Origin of the sequence: Virgibacillus indicus (assembly GCF_002266285.1) — a bacterium.
GTDB classification, from domain to species: domain Bacteria; phylum Bacillota; class Bacilli; order Bacillales; family Amphibacillaceae; genus Virgibacillus_K; species Virgibacillus_K indicus.
Window position 1 is genome coordinate 1 of sequence record NZ_NPMS01000006.1, and the last position, 15,556, is coordinate 15,556.

The 15,556-nt window shown below is 39.9% G+C and carries 12 protein-coding genes; 7 read left to right on the forward strand and 5 right to left on the reverse strand.

Features of this window, described 5'->3' with window-relative positions; translation table 11 throughout:
* Positions 1–324: 324 nt before the first annotated feature.
* Both CIL03_RS12740 and CIL03_RS12745 read right to left on the reverse strand, forming a co-directional pair.
* Positions 325–780, reverse strand: a complete 456-nt coding sequence (locus tag CIL03_RS12740) for an Hsp20/alpha crystallin family protein (RefSeq protein ID WP_240508072.1) — start codon at positions 778–780, stop codon at positions 325–327.
* A 347-nt stretch (positions 781–1,127) separates the two neighbouring features.
* A complete protein-coding gene (locus CIL03_RS12745) occupies positions 1,128–2,543 on the reverse strand; it encodes a dipeptidase (protein ID WP_094886256.1) in 1,416 nt (471 codons plus the stop codon).
* A 402-nt stretch (positions 2,544–2,945) separates the two neighbouring features.
* On the opposite strand from CIL03_RS12745, the gene CIL03_RS12750 reads away from it, so the two are divergent.
* On the forward strand, positions 2,946–4,133 hold the full coding sequence (locus CIL03_RS12750) for a M14 family zinc carboxypeptidase (protein WP_094886257.1): 1,188 nt from the start codon (positions 2,946–2,948) through the stop codon (positions 4,131–4,133).
* 332 nt (positions 4,134–4,465) lie between these two features.
* Here CIL03_RS12750 and CIL03_RS12755 read toward each other — a convergent pair whose 3' ends face one another.
* Entirely contained in the window at positions 4,466–5,599 is a 1,134-nt protein-coding gene (locus tag CIL03_RS12755) for a CAP domain-containing protein (protein WP_094886258.1), read from the reverse strand.
* A 401-nt stretch (positions 5,600–6,000) separates the two neighbouring features.
* Here CIL03_RS12755 and CIL03_RS12760 point away from each other — a divergent pair, with 401 nt between their 5' ends.
* Complete coding sequence (locus tag CIL03_RS12760; RefSeq protein ID WP_094886259.1) at positions 6,001–6,600, forward strand: hypothetical protein; 600 nt, start codon at positions 6,001–6,003, stop codon at positions 6,598–6,600.
* Between the two features lie 406 nt (positions 6,601–7,006).
* Positions 7,007–8,455, forward strand: a complete 1,449-nt coding sequence (aldA, locus tag CIL03_RS12765; RefSeq protein WP_094886260.1) for an aldehyde dehydrogenase — start codon at positions 7,007–7,009, stop codon at positions 8,453–8,455.
* A gap of 145 nt (positions 8,456–8,600) precedes the next feature.
* On the opposite strand, the gene CIL03_RS12770 is transcribed toward aldA, so the two are convergent.
* Positions 8,601–8,993: an acyl-CoA thioesterase gene (locus tag CIL03_RS12770; protein WP_094886261.1), complete on the reverse strand. Its 393-nt coding sequence runs from the start codon at positions 8,991–8,993 to the stop codon at positions 8,601–8,603.
* Between the two features lie 126 nt (positions 8,994–9,119).
* Between CIL03_RS12770 and CIL03_RS12775 the strand changes: the two genes are divergently transcribed.
* The gene (locus tag CIL03_RS12775) at positions 9,120–10,073 is read left to right on the forward strand and encodes a hydroxyacid dehydrogenase (protein ID WP_094886262.1); all 954 of its coding nucleotides are present in this window, start codon (positions 9,120–9,122) and stop codon (positions 10,071–10,073) included.
* 191 nt (positions 10,074–10,264) lie between these two features.
* On the opposite strand, the gene proC is transcribed toward CIL03_RS12775, so the two are convergent.
* Positions 10,265–11,107 carry a pyrroline-5-carboxylate reductase gene (proC, locus tag CIL03_RS12780; RefSeq protein ID WP_165767955.1) on the reverse strand — a complete coding sequence of 281 codons (843 nt, stop codon included), beginning with the start codon at positions 11,105–11,107 and terminating at the stop codon, positions 10,265–10,267.
* A 637-nt stretch (positions 11,108–11,744) separates the two neighbouring features.
* On the opposite strand from proC, the gene sftI reads away from it, so the two are divergent.
* From sftI to CIL03_RS12795, 3 genes are all read left to right on the forward strand, one after another.
* On the forward strand, positions 11,745–13,088 hold the full coding sequence (sftI, locus tag CIL03_RS12785) for a sulfoquinovose isomerase (RefSeq protein ID WP_338061889.1): 1,344 nt from the start codon (positions 11,745–11,747) through the stop codon (positions 13,086–13,088).
* A gap of 110 nt (positions 13,089–13,198) precedes the next feature.
* Positions 13,199–14,377 carry a diphosphate--fructose-6-phosphate 1-phosphotransferase gene (locus tag CIL03_RS12790; protein WP_165767956.1) on the forward strand — a complete coding sequence of 393 codons (1,179 nt, stop codon included), beginning with the start codon at positions 13,199–13,201 and terminating at the stop codon, positions 14,375–14,377.
* A 51-nt stretch (positions 14,378–14,428) separates the two neighbouring features.
* Complete coding sequence (locus CIL03_RS12795; protein ID WP_094886265.1) at positions 14,429–15,331, forward strand: class II fructose-bisphosphate aldolase; 903 nt, start codon at positions 14,429–14,431, stop codon at positions 15,329–15,331.
* Positions 15,332–15,556 lie beyond the last annotated feature (225 nt).

A 15,556-nucleotide genomic window follows, 5' to 3' on the forward strand; every position in this document is an offset into this window, starting at 1 on the left:
TCGACACTTTTATGTGTATTTCTTTGATTTTTCCCCATTAAATAATCCCCCTATAAAAGTCTGTTATGACGTATTTTTATTATATCCTATTGTCCATTATAAGGGGGTTGTTCACTGTCACTTCCCGGTTTTTGTCGAATACAATTAAAAGTATCTACTTTTATTCTACCTTTAAACGAGGAGTTTTTAGTGGATAATTTCTAAACAATTTTCGACAATTCGCATGAGGGTGCCTGTCACTTCCCGATTTAAATAAGCAATTATTATAAAGTCCCACTAGTCAAAGCCGGAATCATCAGATGATGATTCCGGCTTTATCAGTGGTTATTCCTCAAGATTAATATACTTCCTATTGGAATTTTTCTTCGGAATGATAATTTTCAATAAACCATCTTTAAACGAAGCGCTTGTTTCTTTTTCCGGGATGATAAATGGTACAGTTACAATCTTTTCCTTCCGCTCAACGGACTGACTTTTACTATAATAATCTTTCTCATTATTCTTTGCTTCCAGCTTTTCCATTCCCTCCACACTAATCCGTAATCTGTTTCCAATGATTTCAATATGAATCTGATCACGTTTATAGCCAGGCAATTCCACTTTAACAATAATATCTGAATCTGTTTCCTCTACATCGGTCCAAATGGATTTTAAATGAAAATGGGAATTAATTTGCTTAAATGATTCATTGAAAAAAGAATCCATTTTTTTCATAAAATCATGAAGAGGCCGCATATCAATATCGAATCCATCAGGAAATTTCCCTTTATTTGCACCCAAAATACCCACTCCTTCTTAGTCATCTATAATGCTAAAATATGCATGGAAGTGGAAAAAGGTGTGGTGCCTGTCACTCCCCGGTAAATGGATAAGGTTGAACAGTTATCGGTATTATCTCCATACGACCAGTAATCCAGTGTTAAATATGGAGGTTATTTTAGATTGTTTTTCTGGAAGTGAGTCAGAGAAACGGAGGAAGTATTGGGAGTTTGTTGAGGAGGGTGCCTATTACTTCTTGATTTATTTTTCCTATTCTATCGACAAAATATGACTAATTTCGGGGAGTGACAGGCACTCCAAAAAGTGCAGGACGCCTTCATTCATCCTGCACCTTATGTTTTACAATATCAATCTCCTATATAAAATATAACAGTCTCCCTACTAACTTTCCCAGCTTTATTCTCCGCTTCAAAAGTTACCACATGGAAACGTTCCTGCAAGTCCTCAGTCAGCTGCAATGATATTGTGGCTGTATCTTTATTATAATCTGGTTCGTAGGAGATGCCGTCTACAATAATTTTAAGGCTGACTTCATCTAGAGGCGCCCCTCTTTTCGTTTCAACTTCTGCCTTTAGAAGAGGTTGTCTGCTGTCGATGATTTCACCCATTTCATATTCTGGCTTTATAACTGGCCCCTTGCCGCGTTTAGAAGAGTCATGCTCTGCTGCTTTTTCGACTTCTTTGAGTACACGCAGTGTATTCCCTCCAAGCAGTTTTTCAATTTCTTGTTTTGAATATCCCCTCATTACTAATTCTTTGGTAAGTTTAGGCATTTCTGATGCGTTTTGCAGATCTGCAGGCATGGAAGCACCGTCAAAGTCAGAACCGAGACCGACATGGTCAATGCCCATCAAATTAACAGCATAATCGATATGATCTGCAACATCTTCAACATAACCGATCGGGTTGTCTGTCAGAAATGCAGGATAGAATACGATGTTGATGACACCGCCATTGTCTTTCAGCGCCAGCAATTGTTCATCCGTAAGATTCCGTTGGTGCTCTTTCATCCCAGCTACACCTGAATGTGATGCTATGACAGGAGCTTCAGAGACTTCCAGCACTTCCCAGAATGTATTTCTGGACATATGTGAAACATCGATGGCCATCCCAATTTTATTCATTTCTCGTGCGACCTCAGCACCCAAAGCTGTCAATCCGCCTTCTGAGGGTGTTCTATCAGGATCCCCATATACTCTGTCAGCGCCTTCACCCAGGGCATTTGAATAATTCCAATTGAAACCGAGAACCTTCACACCAAGGTCGTGATATTGATGCAGAAGCCCGAGTGCATTGTGTTCCTGCAAAGAATAGGCACCTTCAATTGTGGGGATAGCCGCAATTTTGTTATCTTTGACAGTTTGTCTGATTTCTTTCGTTGTTGATGAGATTTTGAATTCATCTGGGTTTTGTTCTTCCGTCCAGTATAAAGCATTGATCAAAGCTAAAGTCCTGCTTATTGAACGAGGGTTGTTGTCGTAATAACCGGATGTATAGGCAGCAAAGAAAGGTGCATCGATGCCGCCTGCTTTAGCCTTTGGTATGTCTAAATGAAAGGATGTATCCTCGCCGATGTCCGTATCAGGCAGCCATGTTTCCGAATCTACCACATTCATCATCGTATCAACATGACCATCGACAACCGTTGAGTTGAAGTGGATCGACTCAGCATCCTGCATTTGTGCAGGCTGTGCCAGGACCGAATCAGTTGTGAACGATAGAACCAGTATAGTGATTGCTAGATAGAAAAACTTCTTCTGCATAACGTTTCCTCCTAAGAATATTGTTATGAATTATTATACTACTCCAAATTATTCAAGCAATAGACCGAACGTATCGTTTTTACATTGATCAGGATTTTAATGCAACATAATTTCTTTATTCATGGTCTGAAGAATGTGTATGCCTGGAGTATTTTGTCTTAGGCAGCAGAATAATGCAAGAAAACTTCCTATTAAACTGCGATGCAGATGAAATAATAACTAGTACTTTCAAATAGGTTCCATCCACCTAATAAATGCAGAATTATCAGGGAATAAGGTTTAGTTTGTCAAAAACTGCAGCGTTCGTTTGATTCATTTTTACATTTCTTGAAGGAAATCGAGCTATCTTAAAAGAATAGCTTCTTAAGTTCTACCATAAAAATAAAAATGGAGGCGTTTTAGATGAAAGGAAAAGGAAAAATTGCACTGCTGAGCGGAGCGATATTATTAGGGGCAGGAATGCTAACTCCAATAGCTGATTCAACAGTTGTATCAGAAGCATCAGAAATCAAAAAGCCGCCTGTTTCAGGTTTTATCAGTCATGATGAATTGAGCCGGACACTTAATCAGATCGAACGGACAAGTAAAGGCAATGTTCAGGTGGATGTGGCGGGATATTCCAATCAAGATCGTGAAATATATAAAGCAACGATCGGCTCAGGGGATCAAGTTGTGTTAATCCAAAGCGAAATTCATGGAAATGAAAAAGTTGGAACAAAAGCATTATTAGATATGATTAAAAAAATTGGCAAAAATAACTCCCCTGAGATGAGGCAGCTGAGAGAGGAACTTACGATTGTGGCGATGCCAATGATTAATCCTGATGCAACCGAATTAAATCGACGTGGGAATGAAATGACTTGGGAGGAAGTGGAAGATCAATTTCCTCAGCTGGAAGGAGCAGCACCATCCTGGAATTATTATACGTATACCAATCAGTATTGGGATTATGCATCTAATCCAGGCTTTGATGTGAATCGTGACTTTAATCCTGATCTGAATTATGTTTTACAGCCAGAGGATTTCCCTAATAATTCTTCAGAGCCGGGGTGGTTTATAACACCTGAGGCACAAACTGTTCGGGATGTTTATAAAGATTTGCAAAACCAATTTGGTACAGTTGATGTATTTATAGATTTACACCACCAAGGTGAATATGTCATTGAAGGAACGGATGATCCGGTTACATTATCTTTATCCGGAGTATTTGTGCCACACCCTGATACACCAGAGGGAGAAAAATACCAGGAATATGCAGACAATTATAATGTGGATTTTTCGAAGCAATTAAATGTTGCAGCTTATGATGCACTGCAGCAAATGGGTAATTCACCATTCGGGAATATTTCACTGTACCCACAAGACTTGGATCTGCCGGGTACAGCTCTAGGATCTTTTGCTTTAAATGGCAGTGGTGCTGTTATATTTGAAGTTACTGGCCAGACACAAAGCTTTGGTCAAAAGAAAATGGGGCAATTGACTAGAGCGGTTGAATCAGGATTATACGGAATATTAAATAGTCTCGCAACAGGTGAGGTCTATGATTTGGATGTTGAGGATTATGATGATATTCCATTAACAGATAGATAATTTAATATAAAAATTTTGTGCTGGGTAATTGCCTTGTTTTTTACAGAAAGTCGACAAATGGAGGGAAGAACTCATAAGGCCTGTTTTTGAGTTCACCAAGATTGAGAAGAAAAACGTAGGTTAATACAGACTGGAAATTTCTTATTGAAGGATCCTCACCTGCTGAGGAAATAACATAAGGTGAGGATCCACATTTTATAAAATTATACTAGCGCTGGAAATCTACTTCGAAAGATTGGTCAACAATGTGCAGATATCAAATCACCCTGCAATTTCCTCTTTATGAATTTCTATACTTCTTGATACCCAATTTTCGGCCACTGCAGGCCATCCTATTTTGTCAAAAAATTAACGGTGTAAAACGGCTGTGAATCCGAATTAAAAGCAACTCCAACCGCAAGCGCCTCATATTCTTCTTTCAATATATTTTCCCTGTGGCCCAGTGAGTTCATGAGACCTTCATGAGCAAAAATGCTGCTTAATTGGCTCGCTGCAAGATTTTCTCCTGCCATTCGGGAGACAATGTCATCCTCTTTCATACGGTCGAATGGAGATTGCCCCTCCTGATTTGTGTGACTGAAAAAGTTGTTTTCAGCCATGTCCGCACTATGATCACGAACTGTTTTTCTCAAATTTTCCTCCCAGGATAAAACAGAAAGACCATGTTCGACCCTGGCAGCATTCGTCAAGTCGAATAATTGATGTTCGAAGCCTTCTTTTAATTCCTCGCTAGGCTCAGAAAAATAATTCTTCTTTTCCTGTTCCAGTTCTCCGCTGATCATTTGTATTGCAGTGATGGTATTGTTTTCATGCTTATCGTAGAAGATTGTCACATAATTATTATCAATCAGAAACACATCATATTCTTGATTGCTTTGAATTTGATAATTGACAAACCCTTTCCGGATGGCTTCGAGTGGCTCTTCATTCAACGCGGACAAAACGGAATCCCTTGTATCTGCAAAAGAAATCCCTTTTGTCGAGGTGAGCAGGTCCTGATTGGTGTACAACCCTACGACCTGATCTTTCTCATCGTATGCAGCCATGAAGAAGTTTTGATAATTTTCGTGATAAGTAACCCAATCCACCCCGTACTCATTTAAAGTAGTATGCATAGGCTCGCCGGCCTGATCTCCCACATCTGAACGTTCATCGCCAATTTCCACATTATGGACGGAAAAAGACTGCTCAGCAGGCTCATCCAGTTCCGGTTTCTCTGCGACAGGATGATTCGGCTCATCGCTATCGGACCCGAAGTCTTTTAACTTTCCAAATAATAATTGGATCTCCTGATTTAACGTATCTATTGCAGCAGCTACGTTTGGATTCTCTTTTATGTCATTCACAGTGGATTCCATGTCCTGGACAACACCCTGAACACCGGAACGCTGAAATGTATCTCCGTAAAAATGCCAAAAGGCAAAAGCAATAAACAATATAATAATGATGTTCCTTAACTTTCGCATGGAATCACACCCAGTCATGAAGGTTTATATATGATTATTTTAACAATCATATTTAGTATGGACAAATGGCAGGGAGTATATAGGAAGATACTGGGGGCGGATGTGGAGTACACTAGTATCAGTCTTACTCTTCCGGGGTTTGGAAAGATGATTTACTAGCATATGGCAGTTTTGTAAAATTAACCTAAAATCCATTTATAACCTGCTTACTCCTGCTGAATTCACAATTTTATCCTAATAGAAAGCTGAATTTTTATAGCATACACTTCTTTCAAAGTTCATTTTTAGCCTTTTGATTTTGACTATGGAATAAGCTACCTTATATATAAGATCGTAACAGCATTATTTCCATGTGAATTAAAAAGGGCATATGGTAGAATAATATAAATGGGGTGAGGTGTATGGAAAAGCTATTTGAGCAACTCATTACTGAATTAAGCGGATTTAGGAAGGAAACGAATGCACGCTTTGACCGAATGGAAACCTGGCAGGAAAAAACGGATAGTCGCTTTGATCAAATAGAAACCTGGCAGGAAAAAGCGGACACTCGCTTCGACCAAATGGAAACCTGGCAGGAGAAAGCGGATAGTCGCTTTGACCAAATGGAAACCTGGCAGGAAAAAGCGGATAGTCGCTTTGATCAAATAGAATCCTGGCAGGAAAAAGCAGACACTCGCTTTGATCAAATAGAAACCTGGCAAGAAAAAGCAGACACACGCTTTGACCAAATGGAAACCTGGCAGGAAAAAGCAGATAGTCGCTTTGATCAAATGGAAACCTGGCAGGAAAAAGCAGATAGTCGCTTTGATCGTTTGGAAGATGGCCAGCAAGAACTTAAAGATATTGTGAGACACAATGCTACATTAATGAGGGAAAACTTTACCGATATTCGCAGGGATTTACGTATAAATATACAAGATACTCGCTCAGATATTGATCTTTTGTTTAAAGAGGTTGAAGGAGTAAAGAGAAAGACTAATAAAATTGAACAAAAGTTTTAGCACAGAAGTTTGATAACAGGGGCGTCCCGAAATTGTTGGATACTGAAAATATTGTGGTTAATTCCCTGCTATATTAAGGCTGGTATCATTGGCAGGAATTTGTTTAGGAACTGGATAAGTACTCTCGGTCTTTTTAAAACGAATATTTGTTTTTTAATGTGAAAATTTGACAATTAGGATGAGCTTGAGCAAATATTACTTTTGCACAAGCTCATTTTTAATTTTGAGTGCTCTTACTTTTCGATTTTGCCGAATACCGAGAATGTTAGGCTTACCCGTTATTTACAGTTTAAAAACATGGAATTTAATCCATTTATTTGAGGCGTTTGTTTAACTGCCAGTGGCAAGTGGAACATCATTAACAGATGAAAAATCATCTCAAAAAGCGATAAGGAGGACTGTCCTCATGAAGAGACATCAGCTTTATATCAATGGTGAATATACCAATTCCACAGGCAGCGATTGGCTGGATATTGTCAATCCAGCGACGGAAGAAGTAATTTCCCAAGCGCAAAGAGGAACGGATGAAGATGTAAACCGGGCTGTTGAGGCAGCGTTCTTCGCTCAAAAGGAATGGGAGCTCACAGTAAATAATGAGCGCGGTAAAATTGTCCGTAAGCTGGGGGATGCAATCCAGGATAGACGGGAAACGTTTATCGATTTGCTTCAGGAAGAACAGGGTAAAGACTACGAACTCGCACAGGGAGAAGTGGACCTGGCGATTGATTATTTTCATTATATGTCAGAATGGGCCCGCAGAATAGAAGGTGACATTGTTCCAAGTGACCGGGGAAATGAGAATATATTTATTTACAAGAAGCCTATTGGAGTTGTAGCAGGGATTGTCCCGTGGAATTTTCCGGTGTTCATTCTCGCCAGAAAAGTTGCCACCGCACTTGTGACAGGTTGCACGATTGTATTGAAACCAAGTCAGAAGACACCTAACACCACGATGGCATTTACTGAGATTATTGATGATTTGGAAGAAATCCCAAAGGGTGTTTATAATGTAGTGACCGGCACTGGCTCAGAAGTCGGGAATGCACTGACAAATCATGAGAAAGTTGCCATGATTTCAATGACTGGAAGCATAGCTGCAGGTACGAAAATTATGGAAGCTGCCGCACAGAACATTACAAAAGTGAATCTGGAACTTGGAGGTAAAGCACCCGCAATAGTGACAAGAAATGCCGACATGGACGTGGCTGTTGAGAATATTGTCACTTCACGCCTCGCCAACAATGGACAGGCGTGCACGAATGCAGAACGCATCTATGTTCATGAAGCTATTGCTGATCGGTTTATAGAAAGGCTGAAGGAAAGCTTTGAAAGCAAAACTATTGATGATCCGCGGAAAAATAAGAATGCCGACATCGGTCCGCTCATCAGCAGCGAGCGGCTAGAAGCTGTCGAGGAGATGGTGAAGAAGGCAAAAGAAAACGGAGCAGAAGTGGTCACGGGCGGTGAACGTGCTGCGAATGAAAATGGCTATTTTTACAAGCCGACAATCCTGACCAATGTCACACATGAATCAGATATAATGCAGGAAGAAATCTTCGGGCCAGTCATTCCGATTGATACCTTCAAAACGCTGGATGAAGCGATTGAGAAGGGGAACGACACTGTCTATGGCCTGTCCTCTTCCGTTTATACGGATGATATGAACGAGGCAATGCGTGTGGTCAATGAGCTGAAATTCGGTGAAACCTATGTAAATCGTGAGAATTTCGAAGCGGTGCAAGGCTATCATGCGGGCATGCGCAAATCCGGCCTTGGTGGTACGGACGGAAAGCATGGTGTAGAGGATTTTCTTGTAACGCAGGTTGTTTATATGCAGTATAAAAAGGATAAGTGATAGGGCGGGAGAGCGGCAGCATTAGATAGCCTGGCATCACTATGCTGCCGCTCAACTTTATCTGATTGTGGCGTGGTTTTGCTGGATTATTGCTCAATCAGCTGCGGGCTTTTAATTCTGAAATCAATTCAGGGGTCAATTCCTGCTAAAAGTTACGAGCAATACTATCAATAACGGGAACACTTTTTCTGGTTGTAAGATCAATCATAACTTTAGTTACCACCGCTTCACAGACTACCTCATCTTTTTCATTACGTATCTTCTGTTCAAATACAAAACTTGTATTGCCAAGCTTCTTCGGGGTTGTGGTCACGCTTAGAACGTCATGAAGGACAGCTTCCTTCTTATATAATATATCTATTCTCAGCACGGCGGTGCCTAAATTTTCCTTATGAAAATCTTCATAGGAATATCCAGCCGCATTAATGTACCAGTTTTCTCTCGCTGTTTCCAGATAGTTTAAATATACACTGTTATTTACATGGTTCAATCCATCAATATCCTCATCCTTCACCACAATCTTCTTCACACCGATCATACCTGCCAATCTCCTTTCTGATTTTTCATTAGTATATTGTAAAATTGTTTATATGCAGTATAATTGAAATAATTAGAAAAATACATACTTTTGCATACTATTTTAAGAAAAAGGGAGATGGCGCAAATGAAAATTCTTGTGACGGAATTAATGTGGGAAGACGGAATGGAAGAATTGAGACAAAAAGGGTATACGGTTGATTACGATATGGAGTTGAGCCGGAAGCGGGAAGAATTGCTTGAATTGGTACCGGGCTATGATGCGCTGATCGTTCGCAATGAAACACGGGTTGACCCTGAATTGCTTGATGCAGCAAAAAATACAAGAGTTATCGGCCGTCTCGGGGTCGGGCTTGATAATATCGATCTAAAAGCTTGCAAGGAACGCGATATACCGGTGATTCCTGCGAGAAATGCGAATGCTACCTCCGTAGCTGAATATGTGATGGCAGCGATGCTTGATGCATCCCGGCCTTTGTCGGCTGCTGATGCCGATGTGCGCAGAGGAAATTGGGACAGGAAATTTTTTACAGGACTTGAGCTGAATAACCGGACACTCGGCTTAATTGGGATGGGGGAGATAGCAAACCGCGTCGCGAGAAGAGCAAATGTTTTTGGAATGAATGTTATCGGTTATGACCCGTTTGTTGCTCCATTTGACAATGTGGTTCAGGAATCGGGTGTCCGCCCTGTAGAAACACTTGATGAATTGCTCAGCGAGTCGGACTTCGTTTCCATTCATGTGCCGCTGACCAACTCTACCAGGTATTTGCTCAACCGGGAAAATTTCCCCCTGATGAAGCCGCATGCTTATGTGATTAATTCAGCCAGGGGTGGAATCATCCATGAGGAGGATCTCATCGAAGCTGTTCAATTGAAGCAAATTGCTGGTGCGTATCTGGATGTGCTCGAAAAAGAACCAGTTCAAAAGGATTCATTACTTACCAAGGTTGATTCCATCCGGCTTTCCCCGCACATTGCTGGCTTGACGGTTGAAGCTCAGTCAAGGACAGCAATGCTGATTGCGCAGGAAATTGATCGAGTGCTGAATGGTGGGAAGTCTATTTGTGCGGTGGTGTGAGATAGATTTTGTTTGGGTGGCTGCTTTTTTTGAAAAGTAAACGCTGATAGGTGGAAGTGAGGGGAATAACCGCTCTGTTAATAAAACCACTATCTGACAAATCAAAAGCTCCTATTTAGAAGTCTTGACAAAAAGGTTAGCCTGACTTCTGTAATAGGAGCTTATTTTATTACTTTGAATCTGATAATAACTTATTTCTGAAACACCAATTGTTTCTCAGACTCTTTGCTTAATTCCTTTGAACGGGAAGCTGCGCTTTTGACTGCCTCGATAATTGCCAATCCACCGCCATATGCATTTAGGGCATCCAGTCCGGCAGCTGTTGTTCCATTTGGAGACGTTATTTTTTCTCTAAGTTCTTTCGGAGTTTCTTCTTGTTCGAGTATCATTTTTGCGGCACCGAAAAGCGTCTGTGCCCCGATTTCTCGTACCAGTTCTCGATCAAGTCCTGCTTGGTGGCCGACATTTTCTACATGTTCCATCAGGTTATAAAAGTAGGCTGGACCACTACCTGCGATACCTGTGTAAATATCCATTTTATCTTCATCGATGAGATAGGCTTCCCCGATGCATTTCATCATTTCCTTAGCTAGCAGAACTTGATCCATACTTACATGTCTGCCAGGAGAAATGGCAGTTGCAGATTCTTGAATCATACTGGAAGTATTCGGCATTACCCGAATTACTTGCTGACCGTCATTTAGATTTTCTTCCATATAAGAGGTAGAAATACCAGCCAACACAGAAATGAGCAGCTGATCAGCAGTTATTTTGTCGCGTAAATCTTCCAATACTCCATCTATATCTTTCGGTTTCATTGCTAAAATAAAGACATCTATCGTTGTATAATCCAACTGGTCCTTCGTTACTGCTTCTATGCCATATTTATTTTTTAACTCGCTCAATCGCTCTTGATTGCATTGATTTGCAGTGATGATTTGTTCCTTTGCCAATTTTTCTGATTGGATAAAACCTGAAATAATTGCTTCTGCCATATTACCTGCACCTAAAAAGGCAACTCGTTTATTAATCAAAAGTATACGCTCCTATTATGTTTACTTAAACCATTATTTAGCTTAACATGTACGTTTTATACTTCAAGGGTTTTAGAACATGTCGGGTGAATATAGCCGAAATAGTGAAGATAAGCGCTAACATTCAGAGCTATATTCCTCTAACAATCGCTGAAATGCTTAAATCCTCTAGCACGGATGTATATGGAGATTGAGTTGGAGGCAGTTTGGGGAGGTGCCTGTTTTTCCGGTTTTTGTCTATGGCTTTGTTGAGCTGTTACTAAACCTTCGTATCTACCCCAGTTCTGTCCGGATGAAGATAGTCATAGCTTCCTTCCCTTCCTGCTGTTTTATTAGCAGCTTATCATTATCTCCATGCAGATAAAATATTGATATAGAATAAAGATTTTTCAAAAAAGACTTGAAATTCACTATATTCGGTTATATAATTCTAATAAGGTAGTGATGTTTAGTTAAAAGGTAGTTATATTATTTATGGAAAGGAATATGAATAAATATAGAGTTATTGTTATTCACACTAACTGTAAAGAATTAGTTACCTCGAAATAAAAGCGGTTTCCGTGTTTTGCTTTTTAAAGATACTATTCCTTCCCAGAAACCAGAAATGATTAATAACCTTGTCAAAGGAGGTCTTTTGTTGAAATCAGGAGTTTTATATTTGCCAATCGGAAGAAAAACATTTGATTTAGAGGCAGCTGAAATTCAATGGAAAAAAACGTCAACATATCTTAAACAAGTTAGTGACAATGTAATTGAACCAGAAAGTATTATTACTTCACCTGATGAATTGGAAGAATTTTTAGGGACCGTCAGCAATGAATCAGTTTTAGCAACTGTCTATCAAAGTGTTACTTTTGCTGATGCCGAGTTTATACAACAAACAATTAACAGGATGAAAGCTCCGGTTATTGTTTGGTCTGTAAGAGAGCCAAGTGTTGGTGGAAGGCTGCGTCTTAATTCTTTAACAGGAGGAAACAGTACATGTCATTTCCTGCGTTCGGAAAAACACCCATACAGTTTTGTGTTTGGAAATATAGATGAATCACAAGTACAGGGGAAATTACGGACTCAACTGTCTGTACTAAGGGTTATTCAGAGATTGCAAAAGTTGAAAATAGGTGTTGTTGGAGAATATCCGCCTGGATTTTTCTTTTCGGATACAAACGAAGAGCTTTTGGAAAAGAAGATTGGTCCCAAAATAGAGTCTGTTGATTTATATGAAGCTTTTGAAGAAAGTGTAAAGCTGCCTGAGAGTAAATATGAAAATATGATCAGTCGTGCAGAGAAACAAGTAATTGGAATAAATAGAAAGGATGAAACGATAAAGCGTTTTGCCCAATTTTCAACGTATATGGAAGATAAAATTCAGGAAGAAGAGATATCTGCACTTGCCATCAGATGCTGGCCGGACTTTTTTAATAAATTGGGAGCCGCAGCATGTTCTACACTGTCTCAATTCACAGAAGAAGGTGTTGTTTCAGCTTGTGAATCGGATATTCATGGATCAATATCAATGTTTATTTTGCGGGAATTAGCTGACGGTGAAGCTCCTTACCTCGGTGATATGGTACATATTAACGAAGCAAGTAATTCAGCGGTATTCTGGCATTGCGGAGCAGGAGCATATTCATTGGCCCATCCTGAAACAGGGGCGCAGGCAGGAGTTCATCCGAATCGGAAAATGGGTTTCACATTGGAGTTTGGCCTGAAACCTGGCGCAGTGACGCTGCTCAGACTGAGCTATACGAAGACAGATGGGTATCGGCTGCTTATAATGCGTGGTAAAGCACTTAATACACCACAGCCTTTTAATGGTACATCTGTAGAGGTTGAGTTGGAGACAGACATAAACGAAACACTGTACAGTTTAATGGAAGAGGGTTTTGAGCCCCATTATGCTTTAGTTTACGCTGATGTAGTGGATGAGGTAATAGAACTTGGCCGCCAATTAGATGTAGAGACGGTTGTATATGTTAATTAATATCACGTAAATCAGGTCCATCCTTGTATGAAGGGTATGTAATCGCGTGTTTTGAATAGATAGCCGGATGAATATCAAATGAATTATTCTTGATAAGGAGGGACCTATGGGTGAAAAGAGTTGCTATTGGGCAAGCAGGTGGACCTACCTCAGTTATTAATGCCACATTAGTCGGGCTTGTAAAAGAATTAATGAATGATTATAAAATCTCTTTTATTTTGAATGGGTATGATGGTTTAGTTCATGAAGACATAATGGAAGGCACGAATGAAATCATAAAATGGGTAGTTCAGCATGAACACATTCCAGGGGCCTGTCTCGGATCAGGGAGATATCTTATGTCAGAAAATGAAATAACTGGCATTGTAAATTTTTTAAAACGGGAAAATATCAATGTTCTTGTTTTTATTGGCGGAAATGGGACCATGGAGGCATTGCATAAAGTTGATCTAGAAGCCACCCGGCAAGGGTATGAATTGCAGGTGATCGGGCTTCCGAAAACAGTAGATAATGATATAAACTACACAGATCATGCACCTGGATTTGGAAGTGCAGCAAAATATGTAGCACATACAACTCGGGATCTAAGTTACGATTTACGTTCCATGAAAAATTTTGAGCAAGTAAGAATTATAGAGACGATGGGAAGAAATGCTGGCTGGTTGACTGCTGCGTCCGGTTTTTTAAAAAAACATGAGGAAGAGGGACCTCACTTTATTGCTCTGCCAGAGCGTCAATTAAGCAAGGAGAAACTTCTGGATGCTGTTGAATCTGCAGTCAGCCGCCATGGTTACGCAATAGCTGTCGTAAGTGAAGGTGTGTTATGGGATGAAGGACATCAGGTCGGGAAAACTATCATAAATAATCGTCCGGTTCTCGGCGGAATCTCAACCGAAGTTGAAAAGTTCCTGAGTGAGCAGTTAAATGTAGAAGTTAGATCAGATATATTAGGTATGAACCAACGATGTTTTTCATCACTCGTTTCAGAAGCAGATAAGAAAGAGGCATATTTAACTGGTGCTACTGGCGGCAGGTGGATTAAGCAGGAATTTTCCAGCGTAGTGGTTACTATACAGCGTTCTGATGAGGCTGATTACAAAATTCAAATGAAACCTATTGCTTTAAAAGATGTCGCTGTTTCAGGTGAAAGACTTATGCCGGATTATTTTATCGACAATCCAAAGAAATATTACAAGTGGTTGTCACCAATTATTGATGGATCGGGAATAACTTATCCAAATCTTTCCCCAAAAAATGGTGGAGAGAAGAAAAAGCTTCGTAATAATTAGTATTATAGAATATAACGAATACCGTGAACTCAAAGTGAAAGGGGAAAATGTATGCCGTTCATTAATGGAAAATTAATGCTGGAACACGCTTTAGCAAATCGATATGGAATTGGTGCTTTCAGTGCACATAATGCAGAATCCATTCAGGCAATTCTGGAAGCAGCTGAGGAAAAACAATCGCCAATTATGATTCAAATCGGTCAAAAGGTGATTCAAAGCATTGGCTTGGAGCCTATGAAAGTTTTAATAGATTCCCTGGCAAAAGACTGCACTATTCCTATAGCAATCCATCTGGATCACAGCAGACAATACACTCAGACTTTAGAGGCGATTCAATTAGGCTTTCAATCCGTCATGTTCGACGGGTCAGCATTGCCGTTTGAAGAAAATGCGGCGATAACTAAAAAGGTTGCTGAAATTTCAAAAGCACTTGGAATCGGCAGTGAAGGTGAAATTGGAAAGATTGGCGGAACGGAAGATGATATCACAGTTGATGAAAAAGATGCGTTGATAACAACTGCTGAAGAGGCAATTTCATTTGCAGAACAAACAAATGTTGATTATTTAGCTGTATCTATTGGAACAGCCCATGGAATGTATAAGGAAAAACCTGACCTGAGGTTTGAACGATTGAAAGAAATCTCTGGGGCTGTCGCTAAACCAATTGTTCTGCATGGCGGTTCAGATATTCCGGATGAACAGGTGAAATCAGCTATCTCCCTGGGTGTTGCTAAAATAAATGTGGATACAGAATTGCGTCAGGCATTTACCAGAGGTGTCCAGGAAGCATTTAAAGAGGATCCTGATAATTACGTGCTTGCAGATACATTAGGAGCAGGAAAGAAACAGATGAAATTAAAGGTTCAGGAAAAAATGAAAGTGTTTGGCAGCTCGGGAAAAGCACGTAAATTACTCCAGAGCATCAGTCATGAGCGGGAAGTAATTATTTCATGAAAGATTTGGAATAAAGAAGTTAGAGCTTATATAATAATTAATACTAGTACCAATAATCAGAATATATAAAATTATCATTGATTTTCTGGTTTAGAGGGTGCTATAATTTCATAAATGAAAGCGCTGACTATAAAGTTATATTCTTTCTCTTAAAGGTAATGATGTTGCGATGAAATGCGCTATCATGATGATGAAAATGAAGGGAGCTGATAAAAATTCCTGAAT